The sequence below is a fragment of the Pedobacter psychrodurus genome (assembly GCF_032678585.1).
Lineage (GTDB): Bacteria > Bacteroidota > Bacteroidia > Sphingobacteriales > Sphingobacteriaceae > Pedobacter > Pedobacter psychrodurus_A.
In genome coordinates this window covers 24520-47552 of record NZ_JAVTSN010000038.1, presented here as the reverse complement: position 1 = coordinate 47552, position 23033 = coordinate 24520, and the positions used below count along the sequence as shown (strand labels likewise).

At 40.8% G+C, this 23033-nt stretch carries 25 protein-coding genes; 12 read left to right on the top strand and 13 right to left on the bottom strand.

The features are described 5' to 3' along the window. Positions 1–156 precede the first annotated feature (156 nt). Genes R2S57_RS22100 through R2S57_RS22090 form a run of 3 tightly spaced genes read left to right on the top strand, consistent with a single transcriptional unit; the run spans position 157 to position 6027 of the window. Positions 157–1473 (top strand): hypothetical protein, encoded by a 1317-nt coding sequence (locus R2S57_RS22100; RefSeq protein ID WP_316847115.1) that lies wholly within the window; start codon positions 157–159, stop codon positions 1471–1473. Next, entirely contained in the window at positions 1470–4652 is a 3183-nt protein-coding gene (locus R2S57_RS22095) for a SusC/RagA family TonB-linked outer membrane protein (RefSeq protein ID WP_316847114.1), read from the top strand. Before R2S57_RS22100 ends, R2S57_RS22095 begins: the two co-directional genes overlap by 4 nt. Positions 4653–4671: 19 nt before the next feature. Further along, positions 4672–6027: a RagB/SusD family nutrient uptake outer membrane protein gene (locus tag R2S57_RS22090; RefSeq protein ID WP_316847113.1), complete on the top strand. Its 1356-nt coding sequence runs from the start codon at positions 4672–4674 to the stop codon at positions 6025–6027. A gap of 53 nt (positions 6028–6080) precedes the next feature. Here the strand turns inward: R2S57_RS22090 and R2S57_RS22085 are convergent, their stop codons facing one another. From R2S57_RS22085 to R2S57_RS22070, 4 genes are all read right to left on the bottom strand, one after another. Further along, positions 6081–6425, bottom strand: a complete 345-nt coding sequence (locus tag R2S57_RS22085; protein WP_316847112.1) for a hypothetical protein — start codon at positions 6423–6425, stop codon at positions 6081–6083. 99 nt (positions 6426–6524) lie between these two features. After that, positions 6525–6935, bottom strand: coding sequence for a MauE/DoxX family redox-associated membrane protein (locus R2S57_RS30590; protein WP_410479101.1), 411 nt, complete (start codon positions 6933–6935; stop codon positions 6525–6527). A gap of 131 nt (positions 6936–7066) precedes the next feature. Further along, the gene (locus R2S57_RS22075) at positions 7067–7273 is read right to left on the bottom strand and encodes an HTH domain-containing protein (RefSeq protein WP_316847110.1); all 207 of its coding nucleotides are present in this window, start codon (positions 7271–7273) and stop codon (positions 7067–7069) included. Between the two features lie 69 nt (positions 7274–7342). Continuing rightward, complete coding sequence (locus R2S57_RS22070; protein WP_316847109.1) at positions 7343–7936, bottom strand: Crp/Fnr family transcriptional regulator; 594 nt, start codon at positions 7934–7936, stop codon at positions 7343–7345. Between the two features lie 121 nt (positions 7937–8057). Here R2S57_RS22070 and R2S57_RS22065 point away from each other — a divergent pair, with 121 nt between their 5' ends. Beyond that, entirely contained in the window at positions 8058–8324 is a 267-nt protein-coding gene (locus R2S57_RS22065; protein WP_316847108.1) for a helix-turn-helix domain-containing protein, read from the top strand. 208 nt (positions 8325–8532) lie between these two features. After that, entirely contained in the window at positions 8533–9291 is a 759-nt protein-coding gene (locus R2S57_RS22060) for a LytTR family DNA-binding domain-containing protein (RefSeq protein WP_316847107.1), read from the top strand. Between the two features lie 23 nt (positions 9292–9314). On the opposite strand, the gene R2S57_RS22055 is transcribed toward R2S57_RS22060, so the two are convergent. Then, positions 9315–9464 carry a hypothetical protein gene (locus R2S57_RS22055; protein ID WP_316847106.1) on the bottom strand — a complete coding sequence of 50 codons (150 nt, stop codon included), beginning with the start codon at positions 9462–9464 and terminating at the stop codon, positions 9315–9317. A gap of 92 nt (positions 9465–9556) precedes the next feature. Between R2S57_RS22055 and R2S57_RS22050 the strand changes: the two genes are divergently transcribed. Together R2S57_RS22050 and R2S57_RS22045 are read left to right on the top strand one after the other, a co-directional pair. After that, positions 9557–10612 (top strand): hypothetical protein, encoded by a 1056-nt coding sequence (locus R2S57_RS22050; RefSeq protein WP_316847105.1) that lies wholly within the window; start codon positions 9557–9559, stop codon positions 10610–10612. 366 nt (positions 10613–10978) lie between these two features. After that, positions 10979–11809, top strand: a complete 831-nt coding sequence (locus R2S57_RS22045; protein WP_316847104.1) for an RteC domain-containing protein — start codon at positions 10979–10981, stop codon at positions 11807–11809. Between the two features lie 130 nt (positions 11810–11939). On the opposite strand, the gene R2S57_RS22040 is transcribed toward R2S57_RS22045, so the two are convergent. Beyond that, positions 11940–12065, bottom strand: a complete 126-nt coding sequence (locus R2S57_RS22040; RefSeq protein ID WP_316847103.1) for a hypothetical protein — start codon at positions 12063–12065, stop codon at positions 11940–11942. Positions 12066–12543: 478 nt separating this feature from the next. On the opposite strand from R2S57_RS22040, the gene R2S57_RS22035 reads away from it, so the two are divergent. Further along, positions 12544–13212: a hypothetical protein gene (locus tag R2S57_RS22035; protein ID WP_316847102.1), complete on the top strand. Its 669-nt coding sequence runs from the start codon at positions 12544–12546 to the stop codon at positions 13210–13212. Positions 13213–13325: 113 nt separating this feature from the next. Here R2S57_RS22035 and R2S57_RS22030 read toward each other — a convergent pair whose 3' ends face one another. The 3 genes from R2S57_RS22030 to R2S57_RS22020 all read right to left on the bottom strand — a co-directional run bounded on the left by R2S57_RS22030 (position 13326) and on the right by R2S57_RS22020 (position 15465). Next, positions 13326–14189: an SDR family oxidoreductase gene (locus tag R2S57_RS22030; protein ID WP_316847101.1), complete on the bottom strand. Its 864-nt coding sequence runs from the start codon at positions 14187–14189 to the stop codon at positions 13326–13328. Between the two features lie 77 nt (positions 14190–14266). Continuing rightward, positions 14267–14836 (bottom strand): Crp/Fnr family transcriptional regulator, encoded by a 570-nt coding sequence (locus R2S57_RS22025; RefSeq protein ID WP_316847100.1) that lies wholly within the window; start codon positions 14834–14836, stop codon positions 14267–14269. Between the two features lie 176 nt (positions 14837–15012). Continuing rightward, positions 15013–15465: a DUF417 family protein gene (locus R2S57_RS22020; protein WP_316847099.1), complete on the bottom strand. Its 453-nt coding sequence runs from the start codon at positions 15463–15465 to the stop codon at positions 15013–15015. Positions 15466–15612: 147 nt separating this feature from the next. On the opposite strand from R2S57_RS22020, the gene R2S57_RS22015 reads away from it, so the two are divergent. The 3 genes from R2S57_RS22015 (at position 15613) to R2S57_RS22005 (ending at position 17968) form a co-directional block, all read left to right on the top strand. After that, positions 15613–16914 (top strand): spondin domain-containing protein, encoded by a 1302-nt coding sequence (locus tag R2S57_RS22015; protein ID WP_316847098.1) that lies wholly within the window; start codon positions 15613–15615, stop codon positions 16912–16914. Positions 16915–17080: 166 nt separating this feature from the next. Further along, positions 17081–17674 (top strand): sigma-70 family RNA polymerase sigma factor, encoded by a 594-nt coding sequence (locus R2S57_RS22010; protein WP_316847097.1) that lies wholly within the window; start codon positions 17081–17083, stop codon positions 17672–17674. Between the two features lie 12 nt (positions 17675–17686). Continuing rightward, a complete protein-coding gene (locus tag R2S57_RS22005; protein ID WP_316847096.1) occupies positions 17687–17968 on the top strand; it encodes a hypothetical protein in 282 nt (93 codons plus the stop codon). Between the two features lie 80 nt (positions 17969–18048). On the opposite strand, the gene R2S57_RS22000 is transcribed toward R2S57_RS22005, so the two are convergent. The 3 genes from R2S57_RS22000 to R2S57_RS21990 form a co-directional block, all read right to left on the bottom strand. Next, a complete protein-coding gene (locus R2S57_RS22000) occupies positions 18049–18645 on the bottom strand; it encodes a GIN domain-containing protein (protein ID WP_316847095.1) in 597 nt (198 codons plus the stop codon). A 342-nt stretch (positions 18646–18987) separates the two neighbouring features. Next, entirely contained in the window at positions 18988–19497 is a 510-nt protein-coding gene (locus tag R2S57_RS21995; RefSeq protein WP_316847094.1) for a PRC-barrel domain-containing protein, read from the bottom strand. A 274-nt stretch (positions 19498–19771) separates the two neighbouring features. Beyond that, positions 19772–20041 (bottom strand): helix-turn-helix transcriptional regulator, encoded by a 270-nt coding sequence (locus R2S57_RS21990; RefSeq protein WP_316847093.1) that lies wholly within the window; start codon positions 20039–20041, stop codon positions 19772–19774. A gap of 175 nt (positions 20042–20216) precedes the next feature. Between R2S57_RS21990 and R2S57_RS21985 the strand changes: the two genes are divergently transcribed. Beyond that, on the top strand, positions 20217–20504 hold the full coding sequence (locus tag R2S57_RS21985) for a hypothetical protein (protein WP_316847092.1): 288 nt from the start codon (positions 20217–20219) through the stop codon (positions 20502–20504). A 63-nt stretch (positions 20505–20567) separates the two neighbouring features. On the opposite strand, the gene R2S57_RS21980 is transcribed toward R2S57_RS21985, so the two are convergent. Further along, positions 20568–22841, bottom strand: coding sequence for a GH92 family glycosyl hydrolase (locus R2S57_RS21980; RefSeq protein WP_316847091.1), 2274 nt, complete (start codon positions 22839–22841; stop codon positions 20568–20570). Positions 22842–23033 lie beyond the last annotated feature (192 nt).

Sequence of the window (23033 nt, the reverse complement as noted above, 5' to 3'; positions counted from 1 at the left end):
ACCCGGTTTAGGCGTTTGAATCGGGCAGGGGCCAATAATGGTTAATGATAAATAGGTTCTTTATAATGTCCCTGCCTCTTTCTATAATGCAACTCCCTCCATGGACAGTACGCTCTCTTCTCCCCGTTTTCCTTAAATCAACTAACTAAAAATTTTATGAAAAAATCGATAATATTAATCGTACTGGCTTTGCTTTGCCTAAATTTTTATGGAAAAGCACAAGAAAAGACCATTGCCAAACAAGGGCTGAAAATCGGCGAAAAAGTGCCGGAAGAATTTTGGCAGATTCAGCATGTAGTCTACAAGAATGGTAAGGTTACAAGGCAGAATTTCGAAGCTTACAGAGGTAAGCTGATTATTGTAGATTTCATGGGAACCTACTGCGCCCCGTGCATTGAAGCAATGCCTAAAATGCTCAAAATCCAGACTGATCTACACGACAAGCTTCAGTTCTTTGTTACCTCTGCTCAAAAAGGTGAAGAAATTCTTAAGTTTTTGGAGCGGCCTGATATTGCAAAAAAAAGGCTGTTCGAATTAACCTTTGTGTTGGAAGACCGATCGTTGGACAAATATTTTCCTCATTTTCTCGTCCCGCATTATGCTTGGATCGGAGCAGACGGTATCGTAAAGGCTATCACCTCAGAAGCTGAAATCAATGAAAAAAATATCCGCTCTGTAATTAAAAATGAGAAGGTAAACTATGCACAGAAAAAGGATATCAATGTTGATCATCCCCTTTTTCTTGTAGAGGAGTATCCTAAAAATCTGGAACATTATTCAATTTCTTTCAAGGGGGCGATCGGTGGGACCGGAAGCAGCAAAAGACTCAGGAAAACTGACCGTACCACTGGAATAGTTTTTGCAAATGCCCCTTTGATCAACATGATCGACATCTGCGCAAAAAAACTCATTGCGGGATACGATCGCAAAATGAGAATAATTGAAGGTGTTTCAAACTTAGAACTTTTTGCACCAACGGAGAAAATTGCAAGAAAAAAATGGTTTGAAGAAAATGACTATTCTCTGGATTTCAATATACCGCTCCGCGATTCTGCCAAACTTTACCAGTCTTTATTAGAAGAAATATGCCGTTTTTCTCCTTACTCGGTAGATATTGAGAAACGAAAACAGAAATATTACACCATTAAGGAGATTAAAGGCAATACAGGATTTATTAGCAAAGGCGGGGCCTTTAAAGCTTCAACAGATTCTGTAAAAGGTATCCAGATAACCAATGCTCCGGTAACTCACTTGATTGGGTCGCTTAATAATCTGAAATCCCTTCAATACCCATTGTTTAGCCATATCAAATACGCTGGAGGGATGGATATCCATATCCCACCAGGGAAACAGGATTATGGATCACTCAAGGAATTATTACAAGGATATGGGCTCAATCTCAAAGAAAAGACAGGTGAAATTGATATGCTGGTAATCCGCAGGAAAAGTGCAGTTAAAACAGATTCAAGATGAAAAAAATTATTTATGCCATAATACTGACCATGTGCGCAAATATGCTTTTTGCCCAGAACAGAGTAGAGGGGCTAATTGTGTCGGCAGCGGATCAGCTTCCAGTGGCTGGAGCTACGATAAAAATCGAAGGGAATGCCTTGACACTGAAAAGTGATGAAAACGGAACCTTTGCACTCAGTCTTCCATCAGGGAAAGCCATTCTTGAGATTAACTCGGTAGGCTTTAACACAAAGCTTATTGAGGTTTTGGTACCACTGCAGGGGAAATTAAAAATTCAGCTTGAAGTATCAGAAAACCTTTTACAGGAAGTGACCGTGTCGACAGGTTATCAGGAAATTCCAAAGGAACGCAGTACAGGCTCTTTTACCAAGATAGATGAAAAGTTATTTAGCCAGCAGGTCGGCCCAACAGTAATCAGCCGCTTGGAAGCGGTAGCAAACGGACTGAGCGTAGACCGAAGGACCAATACCGCCGGCATATCCATCAGGGGGCTCAGCACCATACAGGGGATCAGCACGCCGCTAATCGTAGTTGACAATTTTCCCTACGAAGGGAATCTTGACAATATCAATCCCAACGAGGTGGGGAGCATCAGTATACTTAAAGACGCTGCAGCGACATCGATATGGGGAACGAAAGCTGGCAATGGGGTAATTGTAATCACCACTAAAAAGTCCAGATTCAATCAGCCGCTTTCAATAGAGCTGAATTCAAACCTGACCCTGATTGGGAAACCTGATCTGTCGCATGTCAACAGGATTTCTTCTGCTGAATATATCGAGCTTGAAAAGATGCTCTATTTTAAAGGTTATTATGCCTCACTGATCAATTCTGCCAGCAAACCTGCGCTATCCCCGGTGATAGAACTGCTCATCAGCCGGGAAAATGCATCTGTTGATGAAGCCGCATCGATTGATACGCAGATCGAGTCACTTAAAAATAAGGATGTTCTTAACGATTTTAAAGATTATGTGTATTCGACATCAGTCAACCAGCAGTATTCCCTTTCATTAAGAGCAGGTAGCGATAAGGTACGCTGGGGGATTTCGACAGGATATGATAATAATATCAGTAACCTGGACGGGAAATATGACAGGTTAAACCTGGCTTACAAGCTGAGTTATAAACCTGTTAAAAGACTGGAACTCTCAAGTGAACTTTATTTTACAAAATCCGCGGCGCAGAGCCCACGGCCGGGTTACGGGGATATGAGTTATGGCAGATATCCCTATACTGCTCTAGCAGTTGAAAATGGCAAACCGCTTGCTATTCCAAAGGGGATACGGAGCAGTTACCTCAATTCCATCAGTGACGGAAAGCTGCTGGATTGGAAATATTATCCACTCACCGATTATCTCAATGATCGGACCAAGACGGGTATTCAGGATGTTCTGATCAATACCGCTGCTAAATACAGTATGACTGACTGGTTATCGACGGAAATAAAATACCAGTATCAAAATCAACAGACAGATATCAGCACCGTCCATAGTCTTGAAAGCTATTTTACCAGAGACCTGGTGAACCGCTTTACGCAGATCAGTTCCACTGGCTCAGTCACCTATAAGATCCCAAATGGAGGTATTTACGATTTTTCGGCAGCCGAGCTGAATGCATATAATCTCCGTGGCCAGTTATCAGTAAACAAAAAGTGGAAAAAACATAGCCTAGTTGCAATTGCGGGAGCTGAACTGCGTGAAGCTAGGATTTCTGGAAACAGCAATAGATACTATGGTATAGATGAAAATACGCTGAAAGGAGGGAAAGTTGATTACACCAGTCCATATCCGAACATTATCACCGGAAGTACAGAATACATTCCTTACATCGATGGCCTGTCAGAAAATGTAACGCGATATGTTTCCTTATTTTCCAATGCGGCCTACACATATCTTGATAAATACACACTCTCTCTTAGCGGAAGAAGGGATGCATCAAACCTGTTCGGGGTAAGTACCAACGATAAATGGACACCGCTCTGGTCCAGCGGTGCTGCCTGGGACATTTCAAAGGAAGGTTTCTATCATTTAGACTGGCTGCCGTTTTTAAAACTGCGTGCAACTTATGGCTTTAGCGGAAATGTTGATCAGAGCAGGTCAGCACTGACGACAATATCGTTTTTGGGAAGCTCAGTTTATACCCAGATGCCGTTTGCAATGATTGCCAGGGATGCAAATCCCGATCTGAGGTGGGAGCGGGTTTCAATGCAGAATATCGGTCTTGATTTTTCCAGCAGAAACCAGCGCATCAGTGGTAGTGTAGAATATTACGAAAAAAAAGGAACAGATCTCTTTGGTCCAAGCGTGTTAGACTATACGACGGGTATATCTTCCATCAGCAAAAATGTGGCGGCGATGCGAGGCCGCGGATTGGATATTCAGCTGAACAGTATCAATCTGCAGGGGAAGCTGAAATGGGTAACTACGTTGAATCTCAATACATACCATGACAGGGTCACCCAATATTATCTCTCTTCTCTTCAGGGAAGTAATTTCATTGGTACGAGTAGTCTAATAGGTATATCTGGCCTTACCGGTAAACCCGTCCATGGCATTTTTTCCTATAGATGGGGCGGACTGGACCCGGCTACAGGAGATCCTAGGGGTTTTGTCGCGGGTCAGGTAAGTAAGGACTATACCAAGTTAACCGGGGCCTCCACTCAGCTCTCTGATCTGGTATATCATGGATCCGCTCTGCCCACCACATTTGGCTCAATAGGCAATTCATTTACCTTCAAAGACCTGACCCTTGATATCCGTCTGATGTATAAGCTTGGGTATTTTTTCTTTAGGCCATCCATTGCCTATAGCACGCTTTATAGTTCGGGTATTGGCCTTAATGAGTATTCCAGCCGATGGCAAAAGCCAGGCGATGAAGCCCTGACAAATGTTCCCGGTGCAATTTATCCCTCAAACTCGGCAAGGGATGCATTTTATAATGGCGCAGAGGTCAATGTACTCAAAGGGGATCATCTCAGACTGCAGTATATTACCTTAAGTTATGACCTGAAATCCAAAGGGCTCGTTAAGTTAAATATCAAAAAGATAAACCTTTATGCTTCAGCAAATAATTTAGGGATAATATGGCGGGCAAATAAAGAACACATCGATCCAGAATACCCGATAGGAACAGTACTGCTGTCTCCAAGCTATTCAATCGGTTTAAGGGCAATTCTTTAAAAAAACTAAAAATATGGAAATGAAAAATTTTAAATTGATAATCCAGCTTGTGTCATTGGTATGGCTGAGCAGCTGCGAAAAATTCCTGGATGAAAAGCCTGTGAAATCTTATGCAACGCCTTCCAAAGTGGTTAATCTTCAGGCCATACTGGATTACTATCCATCGATGAATACCTCAGATATATCGGGCGGCGAGATAAGTGCCAGTGATTATTATCTATCCGATGCCCAATGGGCGGCGCTTGCAACCGAAAACTTTCGAAATATGTATGTCTGGTCTGCCAAAGATGTTTACCCTCTGGGTTCAAATGACTGGTCAAATGCATATAAATCTGTTTATATTGCCAATACCGCAATCGATGGGCTCAATAAAATTAAAGCGGACCAATCAGGATTTGAATGGAATAATGTCATGGGGCAGGCACTGGCATTCCGTGCCAAGTTTTTCCTGCAGATTGCGTCGGTCTGGTCCATGTCTTTTGATTCAAACAGTGCTGCTGCAGATCTTGGCATTCCCTTGAGATTAAATTCTGATTTTAATGAGCTCTCAGTGCGTTCCTCCCTCCAGCAAACCTATGATCAGATCTTGAAAGATCTTAAGGCCGCAGTGCTGTTGTTGCCTGTTAGTCAGGTGAGCCCGCTCCGCCCGTCAAGGCCTGCCGCTTACGGCCTTTTGGCCAGGACTTACCTGAGCATGAGAGACTATGTTTCTGCAGGAAAATATGCGGATTCATGTCTTCAGCTCTCTAATCAGATTTTGGATTTCAATACCCTCAATCCAAGCGCTGCTTACCCCGTTCCAAAACTTAATACAGAGGTAATTTTTGAAAGTTATATGACCACCGCTGGCCCGATCAATCCAACCCGGTCTTTTATAGACCTGGATTTGTATAACTCATATGCTGCAGATGATCTTCGAAAGGTTGTTTTCTATAAGGACAACAACAATGGGACTTATGCGTTTAAGGGAAGTTATGAGGGGAGCGCAGTACTTTTTTCAGGTCTGGCAACGAACGAAATATATCTGACCAGGGCGGAGTGCGCTGCGAGGGCGGGAAGGTTGCAAGATGCGATGAACGATGTCAATACATTGCTCTCCAAAAGATGGAACAAATCGAAACCGTACGTACCTTACACGGCTAGTTCTATTAAAGAAGCCTTGGACATTGTACTCAAAGAGCGAAGAAAAGAATTGGTGATGAGGGGACTTCGGTGGATTGATATTAAAAGGCTGAATAGGGAAGGAGCTGGAATTGTTCAGTCTAGGCAACTAAATGGAATAACCTATACATTACCTCCTAACGATCCCAGATATGCACTGGCTATTCCTGAAGATATTATTACCCTGTCCGGAATCCAGCAAAATCCCAGATAAAATTAAAGGGTAAGCGCAGCTGCGCTTATCCTTTAACCTAAGGGTTATTAGGGTTATTGAATCGGTTTTTTTTCGATTGCATCATCCCTTACATCTGCTGCAGGTGTTGCCATCAAATAGTTCTCCAACGGTGTATGGCCAGGGGTAGAATAATCATCTGCCTCAAAACGGATTTCACATGGAAGTTCAGGGTCGAGCTCAGGACATCCCGTTACAGGCGGTGTTGCAGAATATAACGAGGCAGTATTGACATCTGTCAGGGTATTTCCTGTATAAAACCAAGTCTGTACGGCTCTGGAGTTATTGATCTCGTTAGCTGACTTAGTTGAAAGGGTAGTAAACGCACTTCCTAAAATAGCTAAAACAATGGCACTTGTGCCCAAAATGTACTTTTTCATAATGTTAAAATTTAATTTGAAATAATGGTTTTTATTTACGGTGAGGTGGTAATCCTGTTTTTCCGGCTTACTTTAAGCCAGCAAAGCGTATAGTTTTATCTATTTCTCGCCCCGACCTCCCGCTTTAGATAAATAAAACCCGAACGATGAAAGGGATATAAAGATGATATTAAACCAAAGGTGGGCCTTGAAACCCATTGACTTTAATACCCCTCCACAGCTGCATGGAGTCTTTTCAAAATAACCCAGTAAAACAAGGCCGATATATATACTGAAAATGATCAGGATAAGGGAAGAGATTAAAAACCCCGTCCGTCTGGTTCTGCTGAAAAAAAGCAGGACGGAAATTGCGGTTTCGATAGGAGGAAGGGACCAGATCAGCAGTACCTTCAACCATCCGGCAAATGGTTTGGCCATCATTTCATTTGCATATCCTTTAAAGTCAGCTAATTTGCTGAAGGTAGTATAGAGAAATAGCAGGATTAGTACCGATGACAACAGATCTGTCATTAACGGTTTAAATTCCTTAGTGCGTTTCGCCGTTCTATTTTCTGATAACCTGTTAATTGTTTCCATGTTCCGATATATTTTCTGCCTGTTTATTTTTCTGAAAACCGTTCAGTTGTTGAGCCGATAATCTTTCAAAAGTTTTCTTTAATGGTATATCTGCCAAGCGACCTATCATATCTGATCTCGTGTCCGGAGTCCCTGAGTTTTGAGAGATAGTTTTTAATGGTGCGTTCACTGCAGCTCAATTGTGCCGCTGCCTGTTTAGCAGTTTTTAATCTGTTGTGGCGGACCATAAAGAGCATCCGCTGCAGTTTCTCACGGTGAGCTATAATTGACATCTTTTTTCCATTGTCCATACAAATTTGGAAGACATGGGGGAAAGCAGGCATTCGGAAACCAAATAAATTTTAGTGAGTTTTCTTCGGTTTATAAAGAAGCTCCTTTAGAATTCCGCTCATTGTGGGAGCGGAAACCCCAAGATAGGAGGCAATATGCTTTTGACTGATCAGATTTGTAATCCCGGGGAACTCACTGCATAGAAAAAGATATTTTTCAACGGTAGTGGCCTTACGGAACAATGCCCTTTCCATGTCATACTTCAGCAGTGATTCGCGAAGAATTTTATTGCTCAGCATTAAAAAATCAGAAGAGAGATCCTCCAGTGCGAGCCAGTCATAATAGCTGATGCGCAATAGCGAAGCTGATTTTTCACATATAATTCCCTCTTCTCCTTTGGTTTGCAGCACAAAACTTTTAACCGAGGTCAGAAGTTGCCCCGTCCCGGAAAAACCGACGGTTTCCTCAATTCCCTCTAAGTACCTGTAGCTTCTGAAGAACCCTTCATTGATGAAATAAATATGTTTGCACACCTCTCCGGGAAATAAAATCTGGCTGCCTTTTTTAAATTCAACTTCGCTCATCCTTGAGCGTAATGCCGATCCCAGTTCTTCTTCCATGGAGAGATGATGGCAGATGTATTCGTTGAAAAAATCAAATTTCATAGGTATAGATTTTAATAGTTAATCAAATTTTTAGTTCACCTTTTCTGTTCTAACTTGCTTCAGCTCTCCATTTATGTTTAACCAAGCTTTTGTCATTATGTACTCAGATCTTTTTTCAAAAATGGAAAATCTCGCACAGCTACTTGAGAAAATCCTTTCTACCATTCAGTCCAAAGAACCACCTTCTGTCAAAAAAGTGGAAGAGTGGCTTGACAATGCAGATATCAAGATGCGGCTTAATATCAGCGATAGCTCAGTTTACAGACTGAGGAAAAAGAAGGTTCTTCCTTCCAGGCGTATATCCGGAAAATGGTATTATCAACTTCCCGATTTTAAATCCGGCACTGATGATGGACGGCACCCTGATAAAATATCTGGTAGTGAATGAGATCCCATTTATGTTGAATTTCGATCTTTTTTTGAAAGAACGTCAGAATTTATGTCAATAGGCAGTTTGTAATTGTGAATCCGGATAAAGTCCATGTTAACCCACGATTTTCCAGTGTTTTGTGCCGATGATATGTTGGTTTTTAGTAAAGCTGATTTTTAGTTTATTCCTGAAATGTTTAAATTATGCTTTTTTAAAAGGAATCGCTATGGAAAACAAACTCAGATGTGCCGTCGTTGACGACGAGCAAAATGATATCAAACCACTCAAAAAGCTGATCATTGATCACCCCCATCTATCTCTGGTCGCAACCTATACAGACCCTTTACGGGCGCTGGCCTCCATTTCCAGCAGAAGGGATATCGACCTGCTTTTTTTGGATATTGATATGCCTGTAATAAATGGCATTACACTCGCGGAGCAGATCCGTGACAGGATTACTTTTCTTGTTTTTACTACTGCTCATGCAGACTACGCACTTAAGGGTTATTCGGTTAATGCTGATAATTTTTTGGTTAAGCCAATCACTCCGTTTAATTTTCTCACTGCCATCAACAACCTCAGAGAGATAAATAATTCAGTTACCCAGGCCTCAGATTCGAAAAGGATCGATGACGGTTTATATTTCAGGGTCGAAAATAAAAGTAAAACAGTGAGGGTCGCGCGTAATGAGGTACGCAGTATCGAACCACTTAAGGGACTTAATTATATGAAAGTGACACTCTTTGAAGAGGAGCATGTTTTTGGATCAAGTCTCAACCATCTAGAGGAATTTCTCCTAGACGACAAACGCTTTATGAGGGTTAACAGAAGCTCAATTATCAATCTGACAAGGATTAAGGGAGTTGAGGGAAACCGCATTACGCTGGATAATGGTCACGAAGTGCCAATTGGCGTGGGTTACCGGGAAACTTTGATGGAGTATATTACTGAAAAACTTGGAAGCCATTCCGCGGACCGGATATAATAGAGGACCGGTCCGCGCAAGAGCTAAATTACGTGTGAGGTTACCGAAGAGGTAGTCACTGTGGGATCGGTTGATGATACTGTAGTTTCAGTTGTTCTTTTTTCGTCCCTCACTTTTGTTCTTCTAAATACAAAAACTGTTCTTGCAGTTAGTTTTGTGTTGTTCTTTTTCATCTTTTTTCTTCCAACCTAGTCAGGGAAGATGACGTGAAAAAGGTTTCTCTGTCAGTGGCAGCATTAGCCATGTTAACTTAAAAATACCCCATATGAATAAATTGCAAAAACTGTCTAATTACCGGTTCCATATAATTTTTTGGTGCCTGTATGCGATTTTAGATTATACACTTGGTGTATATTTCACAGGTAAGCCGATACCATTTTTTGGTGCACTGTTACATTACCTTTTAAATATTGCCTTTTTCTACCTGTTAGCTAACTGGGCCTTTCCCTTTGCTCTTAACCAAAGGAGGCTGATACCCTACCGTTTTCCTGTTATAATCATGGTGTTGATTATTTATGTGGCAGCAAAATTTTTGTTGGATGTTATTTTTGGGTACCATACTACAGTCAATATCTTGGAAAGCCTGGTTTCTAAGAAGATAATAGCAGGATATCTGTTTAGGTTCCTATCTTTTGCCTTTTTAGCTTTTGGAAGTTATTATCAAGTTAGATATTATAAGGAACGCGAGGAACGGTACAGTTTTATGGAAAAACAGTTCAATGCCATGATTAATCCGCCTAAGGAAATTAATAAAGAATTTCAGCTTCGCAATGATATCATTGAAAGGCACCCAGATGTGCATTTTGTATTTTCAACATTAAGTTACCTTTTTACAAGACTGTCGAAAAAAAATGCGGTTGCTGCCCGGATAATTGAGGGCCTTAGTGAGCTTATGAGATATCCTTTAAAGTTTTCTGACCGTTTTGCAAGTTCAGTGCTATCAGATGAAATTCATCAATTAAAAACCCGCATTGAAATTAATCGATTGATGGGGAAGGACAATCATGATCTCTTGATCAACATCCCAAAAGAGTTAATGAATAGATTAATACCGGCAGGGATATTGATGCCCATTATGGTAGGGATAATGAAGACCGGGAGGTCTGGAAGGCCGGTGAGTCTCGATTTGATCCTTGATAATGAAAGTCTGTTCATCTCTTTTTCCAATTTTAAAATAATAAGCAGCTCTGAAAAATTTACAGAGGATCTGGAATGGATCAGGGAAAGGTTAACAGAGGAATATGGGGCTTATGCCTACCTTGAAATTAATATTAGAGAGCCTTCTGACAATATTTTTATTCGGATTGATAGGTTTGAATAGGCGGTTTTTACCCTGGTATTAAAGAACAGCAAAAGAAATCTTTTTTTTCTTTGAAATGAGATATAAAAGAAATTTTGGTAATTGCAGAATTTTCTCAAATGCTTTCATAAACTTTCAAACTAGGTCAGACATTCGCTAGTGCTTTCTTTTTTTTTTCCATTGCCTTAGCTTTAAGTAATTACTGTATTGTGTGGCTGTTATTTTTAGATTACTGAAAAACTTACAGTGGAACGGGCTGGAAAGTCATAAATTTTTGATGGACAGCTATTTATGAGTATAAGTATATCCGCACAATATGAGTTGTTAGGTTGAACATTTACCCATTATATGATGATGAAGAAACTATGTGAAAAACTATACGGGAGAATGAAAGAGACTTTGGAAAAGCTTGAAGAAGAAAAAGACACTAAACTGGAGGTTCTAAAAAGGTCGATACTGACCGTTCAAAAATATCTTGATGAATTAAAAGAACTGGTTGACCGTTATGCCTTTGCCAATGAAGATGAAGAAATCTGGTTTTTTAAGTCTGAAAAACCCAGGTTCTACCGCTGGCTCATCTTTTATTCCGAACTACTCAATATCGAGAGCACAAAACCCATAGCCAGGGAAGGAAAAATAAAGGATCATTACCGTGAACAGATGCGCTACATCAACTGTTTTTTTAGATCCTATGAATTTCAGTACCAGTATTACAGGTTAGGTACTGATGAACTCGACCATTTGTTTTTCCTTCGTGGAGGCTGTTCCAAGGATATCCGCCTTAGCTCAATACCCAGGATAGATCCCTCATTCGGTACAGGACATGAATATCTTTTTTCAAGGTTTAAAGCTTGCGAAATGCTTCAGAAACATTTGACTGGACTCCTTATCAAGCAGCAATACGCCGGTTCTGTAGACAAACAGCGCAATGTGGATAGTAGCAGACTACGATGGACTGGAGATAGTCTCAATCTGATTGAAGTCCTTTACGGCCTCTACAGCACCGGGCAGATCAATAACGGGAAAATCGGACTCTCGGAAATTGCGGAGGTTTTCCAGCATGTTTTTCAGATCAATTTAAACAGGTATCACAGACGCTTTGTCGAAATCAAACAGCGCAAAGGGATGAGCAAGACCAGGTTTCTGGATGAAATGCGTGACGGCATACTTAAAAAAGTCGATGAGTCGGATTCCTTCGGGCCAGAAAAAGGGAGGTAGCATAGGCATTGAAGATAAGAATTGTCCCTAAAGAATTTTATATTTTCAGGATGGACGTAGAAGGTTTCACGATATTAAAATTAACCACCTTTACGGCCACTGCCGTTGGTATCATCTACAGGCAACTTTCTTATGGTTCATCGGCTTCTTGAGCTGTTGATTCGTCCAGCAGAACTTCTTTTGCGGTTTCCGGCGGATGGGGCGATAGGGTCTCATCTGGCAGATTCAGAGCCATATTTTTGGCAATATCCTTCATTTGTTTTCGGTTTTAAGTTGGCAGGTAATCCCTCTGGACACCGATGATCAAATTTACAATTAATCTGTCTTTATCCCGGCGTGCAAAACTTTTCTACCAAGGTTAATCTCTTATTCATTTTAATGCTCAAGCTCTTGAGATCAGTAAACGTTATTTTCCCAGTTTAATACTTCTTTCTCTGACCGGGAGCAGAGGGTTTGGCTGATTTAGAGCCGGTGCCTTTTTTTGCTTGTCCGGGAGGAACTTTCCCACTGTTTCCGGCAGTTCTGGAAGTATAACATGAACTGGTAAGAAGAATGATTGATATAGCAAAAATAAAGTAGGTATTTTTCATATCTGTTAGCGGAGCTATTATTGTGCCATAATTCGCAGGCAAATAAGATTGGAAAATCAGAGCTGAAATTTTTATTTTTACCAAAAGGTGTAGCGGCAGGGAGGGGATCTGCGTTTACCTATAAAATTAATACCTAAACCACTAATGAAAAAATTACTTCCAATAGTGCTGCTCTTGTTCTTCATCAGCAGCTGCAAAAAAGATAAACAGGGGGATTATTCAGAGACCATTACCACAGGAGAAAAATGGGGAATTAAAATCGGAAGTTCCCATGCCGAAGTATTTGCCCAGCTCAAGAATGCCGGGCCGACGCTTGACTTTCAGAATGTGGCAATAGTTGGCCACAAGCCTTATAGCTCTCCTGCAAGTCTCGAGCAGCTTCTTCCATATTATTATGCACTTACCATTTACAACGACACCGGAACCTTGGATCGTGTAGTGCTGCTTTTTACAGGCGATAAGGTGCAGCAAATTGCCACAGGTGGTGGACTTACCGTTAATGTGACCAAATGGCCCGAGAGTGCCGCTGATGATACCGCGATCAAAACCGATGATCCTGTTTCAGGCTTGGCCGCAAAGTTGGCAAAGATCCGTCAGTTGCCAGCCTATGCTACTTACGGATTTGTACTCTCGGATAAACCTTTAAATAAGCCCTTTGATCCCGACCTTGTTAATTACAATGACTGGCAGTTTGCATTTTCCGATTTTGTGAGCGCAAGCGTGACCGGATCTTCAACGGTGAAACTGCACTTTAATGCCGGTAAACTGGAACGTATAGACCATGACTATCGTGAAGGGCAGATCTTTAATTAGCTTGCAATAGGCTAAAATAAAAAAGCGGATGTATCCAGAAAATGAAATGTCGCCTTAAAGTTTTTATCCAACTTTAAGGCGACACCTCAAAAACAATGTTTGGTACCTACTGCTTAAGCTAATAATTCTTCCATTCCAAATAGCGTTAAGCCTTTCCCGTATTGCTCCGCTATAGCCTGGTTTGTGGCTTCAACAAATTCTCCCGTAATTGGATCCACAACAGTACGTAATGGTCTTTTGCCTTTTTCTAAACCGATCAGTTTAACAATGGCATCTGCCACATCCTGCGGATTAGGATTGTGGGCTTGGATCAGTCCGCCGATGGCGTCCATCATTTTGCCAGGAACATCAGCAATAGCACTGTAACCCTCATAAACCGATGCATCTGAGGCTGGATTTGTTTTTTGCGACATTTCAGTAGGGAAGGCGCCTGGCTCAACGATGGCTACATCCACACCTAAAGGCCTGACTTCGTAATGAAGGCCCTCGCTCAATCCTTCCAGGCCGAATTTGGAAGCGCTATATACCGAAGCGAATGGGAAAGAAAACCTTCCAAATCCGCTGGTTACATTAATGATCAGCCCTTCTCCCTGTTTACGCATTGCCGGTAATACCTGCTTGATTAATCTCCAGGGCGCGAAAACATTTACCTCGAACACGGCCTGCACATCAGCCGTAGTAAAACTTTCCGCTACACCGTTCATCGAAAAACCGGCATTATTAACCAGCACATCTATTCTTCCTTCTTTAGCAATTAAGCTGTCGACTGCTTGCTTAACGCTTTCATCATCGGTAATGGTAATATCTAAAACGGTCACATTTTCTACCGCCGATAGGGCTTTTGCTTTTTCTGCATTCTTACCCTTTGTATCTCTCATGGTCGCGTAAACCTGATGCCCCAAGGCGGCAACGCTGTGGGCAGTAAGCCAGCCAAAACCACTGTTTGTTCCTGTTATCAATACGATTTTTTTGCTCATCTTCTTTTTGTTTAATGAATAAAGCAAATGTTGGCAACAGAAAGATAAAAACATTTACCATTTGGTAAAAAGTGAATTTAGCGGATATTTCTTCGTATCCTGCTTAGTGATTGCTGGGTGATGCCTAGGTAAGATGCTACATAGGATAACGGTATACGGTTAATAAGGGCGGGAAAGTTTTCAATAAATGACAGATATCGGGTGGTGGCATCTTCCGAAACCAATGGACTTCTCCGTTCCATCGCCAACATCAAACATTTCTTAACCACATTGGCTTTGATCATTTCAAAACCAATGATGGTGTTAGAAAGATCATCCCAGTCTTTTTTTGTGAATGTAAGTACCTTACAGTCGGTAACCGCCTGTACATATTCTGAAGCCTCTAACTGTAATTCAAACTTCTGGTTATCCACCACAAAGTTACCCTCGTCGATAAAATAATTGGTGATCTCTTCGCTTTTGTTGTTGTAATAACAAAAACGGAATACGCCCTCCAAAACAAACCCGACATACCTGGGCACTTTACCGGCTTCTGAAAAATACTCGTCCTTTTTGAGTTCAAGAATTTTAGTCTTGCTCAAAATCAGGTCGATCTGCTGTTTATTCAGATCCCCAAATTGCAGAATGAGATCAATTAGCGCTTTCATGGGCGAAATATAGAATTTACCGGGTGTACTTCATTTACCAAATGGTAAAAAATGAAATTTAGTAAACATAAGCGGGAGGTAGATAAGACTCGAATAGTGGTTTCGATTGTTATCGGCACATTTGTAAAAAAATAAGATCAAATTAAAAATGTCTAAATAGCAGTTACCATTAGATTTTATTGTTCAGTCGATTTTTTAGTGTTTTTACTGTTTCCTATTACTTGCAACGCAATTGCTAAAAATGCAATATCTTTGATCACAAAGAAGTCTGTTACTATAATTCCATCGCTGAATTTCCAGACCCCGGGAGTTGTGATCAAAAAGCTCAATGTCGTCAGGAAAATAATAACGGTTAAATATCCTGCAATTTCTCCCACTTTACTGCTCCAGAATGATCCAACCAATAGTATGGCGGTTACAATTTCATAAATGCCAATGATATTTGATACGCCTTGAACAGAAGTGATGCTATATAACCAATTCATCAAAAAGCTGTGAGATACATAACCTTTTATCGCCATTGCTTCAGGGGGAGTGAATTTTAATAATCCAATCCAAAAAAGTACAATAATTACGGAAATCACGCCTAGCGTGTATCCTGATTTTTTTAAATCTAAATTCTTCATCATGTTTTTTCCTGTTTGGTCGGATCAGATCAAGAATCCTTACAGATAAATTAAATCATTTTATACGCCTAAAAATCATCAGCCCAAAATTTACTTTAACTTTTTTGTAAGGAATTGAAACAGGATTCGACAAAGGGGGAAAAAACAATTATGAATAGCACAAAAATTACAACCTTATTCGCGCTAGCGGTGCTGGCATCAACCTTTGTAGCATGTAAAAAAGATAATGTTGGCTTACCAGACTCAGCAGCAGAAAAAACGGCCGTTTCAATTGAAAATGTACTTAACGCTAAGCCACTTGTAGAATCTGGTGTTTTTCAAGGTCCGGTAACACCGCTCATCCTACCCGGGCAATCGACCACAATTCAATTCTCTGCAGCAAAGGGCGAGGCCATATCGTTTGCAACAATGTATGGCGCTTCGAACGATCTGTTTTTTGCGCCTGAAAATCCGGGTATCCAGGTGTACACCGGTGATGGAATACCAATTGAAGGAGATGTATCCACACAAGTGAAATTATGGGATAACGGTACACGGATAAATCAAAAGCCTGGAGCTTCAGTTTCGCACCCCGGTGTTGCTGAAAATAAGAATGTTAGTGAAGTTATTGCAACCGACGCTCAGGGTAATCCTTATCTTTCTGCAGCTAAATTGGTTAAGGCTACCTTAAAGTATAACGGTAACTCTGTTTTTACCTTAACGCTCGAAAATACTTCCGGCGGAACAGCAAATGAAACACCATTAAGTCCTGGTGTTTGGTCGGTATCTTACATCGTGGGTGGAAATCTGCTGAATGCAGCGCCCTTATTTGCTAAAGATAAACCCACAGCAAATGGCCTGACCTCAATTGCCGAAGCTGGGGATAATGGCGCATTATCTACTTATTTGAAAAGCATTACCGGGATATTCACACCACTTTCACCGATCTTGGTCGTAGTTTACAACGGAATTGATAACCCGCTTTATAAAGTCGGAGAGAATGACCGTAATCAGGGACTTAAAGATCTCGCCCAAAAGGGAGATGCCAGTATTTTAGCTGCATTTTTAAAGGGTAAAAGTGGTATAAAATCAGTGTATGTGCTTGCGGCTTCCGGAACAACCGTATTGCTTCCAAAAATCAATGGTCAAGCAGGCAGCAAGGTATCGCAGGAATTATCCGTTACCAAGGGCGATCGCATTGCAATAGCCACTATGTATGGGTTCTCGAATGATTGGTTTTTTGCAAGTGGTGCTGAAGGGATTGATCCATTCAAAAAAGGAGATGCATCAGCTAATATGGCACTTTATAATAACGGAACTGCCCTTGATCAATTCCCTGGTGCGGGTATAACACAGTTTAACCTTGCCGGAACGCCATTGGCCGAAAGTAAGCTAATTACTGCCGTGCCTAATCCAAATCCGTTTACAACTTTACCCGATATTCAGGATTTTATAAAAGTGAGTATACAATAAATTTGACGGTACAGATTGCAGCGCACTAATGGTGATGGCGTGCAAATTTTGCAGTGGGATCCGATTATTGAAAAAGAACCTGTTTACTGCTAAATATAATCTTAAAGGAGATGTGGCACATTGACGATATTGTGCCGCATCTTTGCTTTTGACCCAAAATTCACAAATGAAAAATATAAAAGAGCAGATGATTAACGCTGAGTTAATTGATCCACATTCATGGGTAGTAAGATATGCAGATTACCTGTTTACCTATGCAGTTTCCAGGCTAAACGATGAAGAAGTTGCCAAAGACCTGGTTCAGGAAACCTTTCTGGCCGCCCTGGAGCGTTTAGACAAGTTTGAAGGCAACTGTTCAGAAAAAACCTGGCTCACAGCTATCCTTAAATACAAGGTGATTGATGTGTACCGAAAGAAGGCAAGGGGACTTGATCAAGAAATGAAAAAGGTGAAAAATGGTGAAGAGGAAGATGAATTCTTTTACCCTGAGGAGGGAAATTGGAGAGTTGAGCATTGGCCACAAGAAATGGGTATTGAAGAACCCGACGCCCTCATTAGCAAGGAGTTTATGGAGATTTTGCAGAACTGCATGAAAAAGCTGCCCCAATTGTGGCTTGCAATATTTACAATGAAACATATGGATGAAGAAGAAACTTCAGAGATATGCAGCGCGTTAAGTGTCACCTCGGCTAATTTTTGGGTAATTATTCACCGAACAAAGGTTAATCTTAGGGCATGCCTTCAAAAAAACTGGATGTAATCTTAGAGAAAAATGAAAGAGACAGAGATCCGAAAAATAGCCTATAATTGTCGCAAAGCGACATTTTTAATAGAAAAACAGCAGCTAACGGCTATAACAATCAGAGAAAAGCTCGAGCTGAAGATACATTTGGCCGGATGTTCCATTTGCAGAACATTCATGCAGCAAAGTATTACCATTAACAAAGTGGTCCGTAATATATTCCAATCCTCTGCCAGAACAGATCTAAAACTCAATGCACACTTTAAAGAAGAGTTGGAATTGATTATAAAGGAGAAACTGGATAAAAAATAAAATAATTTGATGGCGTCAAAAAAAGCAGGCATAAAAAAAACGAGGCTTATCACAGCCTCGTTTTAATATATATGATAAGGTTACTTAGCCAGTGAAGCAGTTTGTATCATAGCTTCCGGTGTGTTCATCTCAGTTTTTAATGATGCAAATTTATCCAGGTTTAATTTTTGGGTTTTGCCCATTACCAGGCTGTGGTTTTTGGTAGCACCAGATAATTTTAAGTCCGAATTGCCCTCAATTACAGTGTATAAACTTTCAGAGTTTGAGTTGATTTGTGCAACTGCGTTTCCTTTTAAAAATACCTGAAGATAGGCCACGTTCAGTTTCCCGTCTGTTTTTACCACTGCATCATCTGATGCCTGAACCCTGTAGATATTTTTTACATAAACGGTGATTTTAGCAGGGGCTTTATCTTCCGAGCTGATCTTAAGTGCATATCCGTCCTGGATTACTTTTACTTTTCCGGTATTGTCGTCGTTATAACTTACGCCTTCTCTGCCGTTTTGGATCAGGGTAACTTCTACATTTCCGCTTACGATCAATTTATTAAAGCTGTTTGGTGCAGAAATTTTAACCGGTTGTTTTTCATCTGCTGAAACGGTGGTAGCGAAGATCGATGAAGTTAAAACGATTGCTGCGAATAAAGATTTTGCTAGGGTTTTGATTGAGGTTTTCATAATGCTGTTGTTTTATATTTTTATAATATTTTGTTTCTGTTTTAATGATAAGACGCCAGTAGGACAGAAACGTTGCAACAGAATTAGGGGTATTATACCAACACTACTATATTGTCGACGAACAGCTTTTAAAATCGGGCGAACAAAAGATTTATGATGCAGATTTTCTGGTATCATCTTTATCCCGGATGGAAACCGGGGGTTAGTTTTTTGCCCAAATGGGGAATAAGCCAGATGGCTTTAACAGAAAACGGGAACTATCTGATCGATAGTCCCCGTTTTGACCTAAATTTTGCAACAGTCGATGACGTATGTGCACCTGCAACCGTATACTATTTATTATTAAATTTCTGTTCCGGAATCCTGATTGCGGGGATTTCCTTCTGGAAAATTCTGTTTGTCAAAATGGTGGTGACGGTAAAAATTTGCACGGTCGATCTCTACAATTTCATCTTCTATACGCAATGCCGCAGGGCTTCCGATCACCGAACGGATTTCGTTCTCAATCTGAGGCGTTACCTCACCGATGATATACCTTGGCAATGCCCTAAATTGATCTAAATGGATATCGGGTAAAACTACCTCTTTTTTATCCTCACCCAAATCAGCCAGTCCGATCGGGATCAGTACAGCTTTTTCCTCCAGATCTTCACCCAGATCGGCAAGTTCTACAATAACATATCTAACCGCATTTTGCTCTGGATCAAATAAAAGATCACGCACTTTACCTACCGCATCTCCGGCCTCGTTTCTAACGGGCCAGCCTTTAATATCAGCTTCACCATCAGTTAATTGATAAATACTTTTTGAGAGCTCCTCTAAATTACTATATACAATTGTTCCTGAATCCATAACTTGTTTTTTTAAAGGGACGTTACTATTGTGTCCATTTTTACAACAAGTTTAGCAGGATATGGTTTTGGTACAAATAAAGCAGCTAAAGAATATGAACAAAGAAAACAGCTTATTATTTAAGTTTGTTTTTGCTGTAAATGTTTGTTTTTTAGTGTTTTGTAAACCTGTTGTATAGCGGGCAAATGAACAGGATATCGGCCGAAAATTATTTTTTTATGAGATGCATTTGACGCTGTTTATGTCCTTTTCGCATCACAATTTTTAAAATGTTTTACGAAAATTCAGGCTTTGGAACATCATTTATAGCTGCAGCAACCGCGCTCAAAACTTTGGCACTAAAAGGATGTTTCCCAATCAGCCATCTCTTGATTTCATCCGGATTAATATCCAGTAAGGTAGCGAGGTCGAGATCTGATAAACCTTTTTCAGCCTGGGTTTTTGCAGTTTTAGCTGCAAGCTGCTGATTCATCTCTGTTAATTTCTCAATTGCCGGATTTCCGGTTTCTTCAAGCCAGATGGAAACAAAATCGTTTTCTTCCATTTTGTGGTTATATTGTTTTGGTATAAGATGTTGAAACTGTTCTGTGTTTCAAATTTAATTACGGCCGCAAAATTAAACATTAAGCCTGTTTTTACAAATCAGCTGAGAAAATGTTTTCATATAAGCAACTTCTATGTTTATTTTGTATAATCGCTTAAATAGAAATCCATCGTTAATGAAAAATATATCAGAATTTAAATTGTCTTTAGAAAAGGATAGCCCTGATAGTGACTTATCTATCCAGCTCCTGGCCTTATGGTACGATGCAAAGGGCGATTGGAATACCGCCCACAAACAGGTCGATCATTTAAATGATCGCGCCTCAGCCCGGATTCATGCTTACCTGCACCGTAAAGAAGGCGATATCTGGAATGCCGATTATTGGTATGCCAAAGCGGGAGAGAAACGGCCTCAAATTTCGCTAGATGGGGAATTGGATGAACTTATACAGCGTTTTCTGTAAAAAGCGGGAAATATTCCGAAGGCCTTCACCATTTATCGTTTATTCCCCGCATTAATCCTTAGCTTATTTAGTTGGCATTTTAAATGATGGTGGAAGCGAACTGTCATCAGATGCCCAAAGTTTGTTCGGGCGTTTCCCCATTACCAGTTCCAATTTTCCGCCTTTCATTAAATCCTCGTGAGAAAACCACGATTTGTTCCAAACCTGTCCGTTTAGCTTTGCCGATTGGATATATTTATTTTCAGGAGCATAGTTAATACAGTTCAGCTCAAATTTTTTGCCATTTCCCAGATCTAATTTTACGTTGGCAAATGTTGGGCTTCCAATCACATACATGGGTAAACCCGGGGTTATAGGGTAAAAACCCATTTCTGAGAATACCACAAAAGAGGTCAGGCCGCCGCCGTCTTCATCACCGGGGATACCCATTAGATCGTTACGGAACCATTGGGTAAGTAAACTGCGGACCCTTTTCTGGGTGCGCCATGGCTGTCCAGCATAATTATACAAATAAGGAATATGCATGGCAGGTTCATTTCCCATAGAAAACTGACCAACATTACCCGTATGATCAGGCAACTGGGAATAAAAATCATACCTGCTTTTTCCAAGCGGCGTATCGTACATTTTCTCCAGTTCATCAACAAAGGCCTGTTTACCACCGATCATATTAACCAGATCGCCCAGATTGTGCAGAACGTCCCATCTGTAAAGCCAGCCGTTATTTTCATCGTAAGTCTCTCTTGCGCCAAGTCCTCCCGAAAAACGGTAATCCAGCGGTTTAATAAATTTGCCCTCTGCATCTTTTGGGTGAAAAAATTTGGTGTCGGTATTAAATACAGTATGGTAGCTTGAACTTTTATCTAAAAAGTATTTTGCCTCATCGGTTTTACCCAACCTCTGGGCGATACTGCCCAGGCACCATTCATCGTACACTGTACCCAGCGTTACGGCTATTGGCTGGCGTTTTTCGAAATCATGAACTTCTGGCGCAGTCTCTTTTTCTCCGGCAGGTAAGGCTGGGAAGTATCCCTTGTCCTTAAAAAACTGATCTAGAACACCCGCTTTTTTCGATGACCATGGTGCTAAGGTTTTTTCGGTAATGCCAGCTTTACAATACTGATAAGCTTCTTCAAGATTAAAGCTTCTCAAACCTTTGTTATAGGCATCAATAATGGTGGCCACACCATGGTTACTGTTCATTCTGCGGCTATCGCCGGTAACTTCCGGGAAGGTCGGCATCCAGTGGTCGTTCATCTGTTGAGCCATGCGCAGGTAAGAATTAATCATATTGCCTTCCATTTTAGGCTCAATAATCACACGCAGCGGATGTGTTGCGCGGTAAGTATCCCAAATCCAGTCGTCGGTGAAAAAAGGAACACCATTGTCGTTGTGCACTTTTCCATCAAAAGCGCTGAAATATTTTCCGTCTTCGGATAAACTGATCATCCGTTCGTAAGTGCGGTAAAGAGAAGTATAAAAGATGGTTTTGGCTGTTTCATCAGTTCCGGTTACCATAATTTTTCCAAGGGTTGCATTCCAGATACTTTTTCCGGTTTGCGCCACCTGATCCAGGTTATAATCCTTTATTTCGCGGCGGAGATTATTTTTCGCCTGCTCCACGCTAATAAAGGAGATACCGTAACGCGCTTTGATCTGTTTGCTATTTGTTGGGTATTTTAAAATCAGATAAGCATCACGCCCTGAGGTAAACTGTTCTTTCGAATCAATCGTTTCACCTTTGTGGATTCCTGATTCAACGGGCGATAAATCGGTTTCCAAATAAAGGTATACTTTGGTGTTGTTGCCCAGTTTCTGAAAACCGCTCACTATATTTTGGTTAACCTTCAGCTCTCCGTTTCTGGTATTCAAAACCAGATATGCGGGAAGATTTTCCTGCGAAAAGTGGAGGGCATAAATTCCCGATTGGTGTGAAGGGGCAAACTGTACGTTTATACCATAGTCATCCAGGTCGACCTGGTAGTAATAAGGTTTAATCACCTCATTGTCGTAGCCGTAGGAAATTACACTACTGGCATTTTTTATATCACCCTGAAAAGGACTCAGATTGAAAGCCGAACTTCCCCTGTGACTCGTTACCACAACAGGAAGGCCATCGATGGTATTGCTTGTAAAATTATCACGCTCCGGATAAACCCGCAATAAACTGTTTGGTAAATGCACCGTAGGGTAGGTGGGTACAAGCAAATGACTGATGTTGCCGATATATGGATTAACATAATCCACAGGTTGTTTTTGCGTTTGGGCATTTGCCGGGTTGATGCAGATGTTAAGCAAAAGGATAGCGCTCAGTAAGGTATATGTATATTTTTTCATCTTTAAAATTTCCATAGGACGCGGCAAAATAACATTTTTTGAAAGAGATATTTGGCTATCCATCCACTCTGAATGTATTATTCTTGATGTAGATTTTTTATGTGGTGGTAAAAATAAGTAAAACGATTTATTAGTGCGCACTGGATGAACAAAAAAAGAGCGATGGATTATTTTCCACCGCTCTTTAGCATT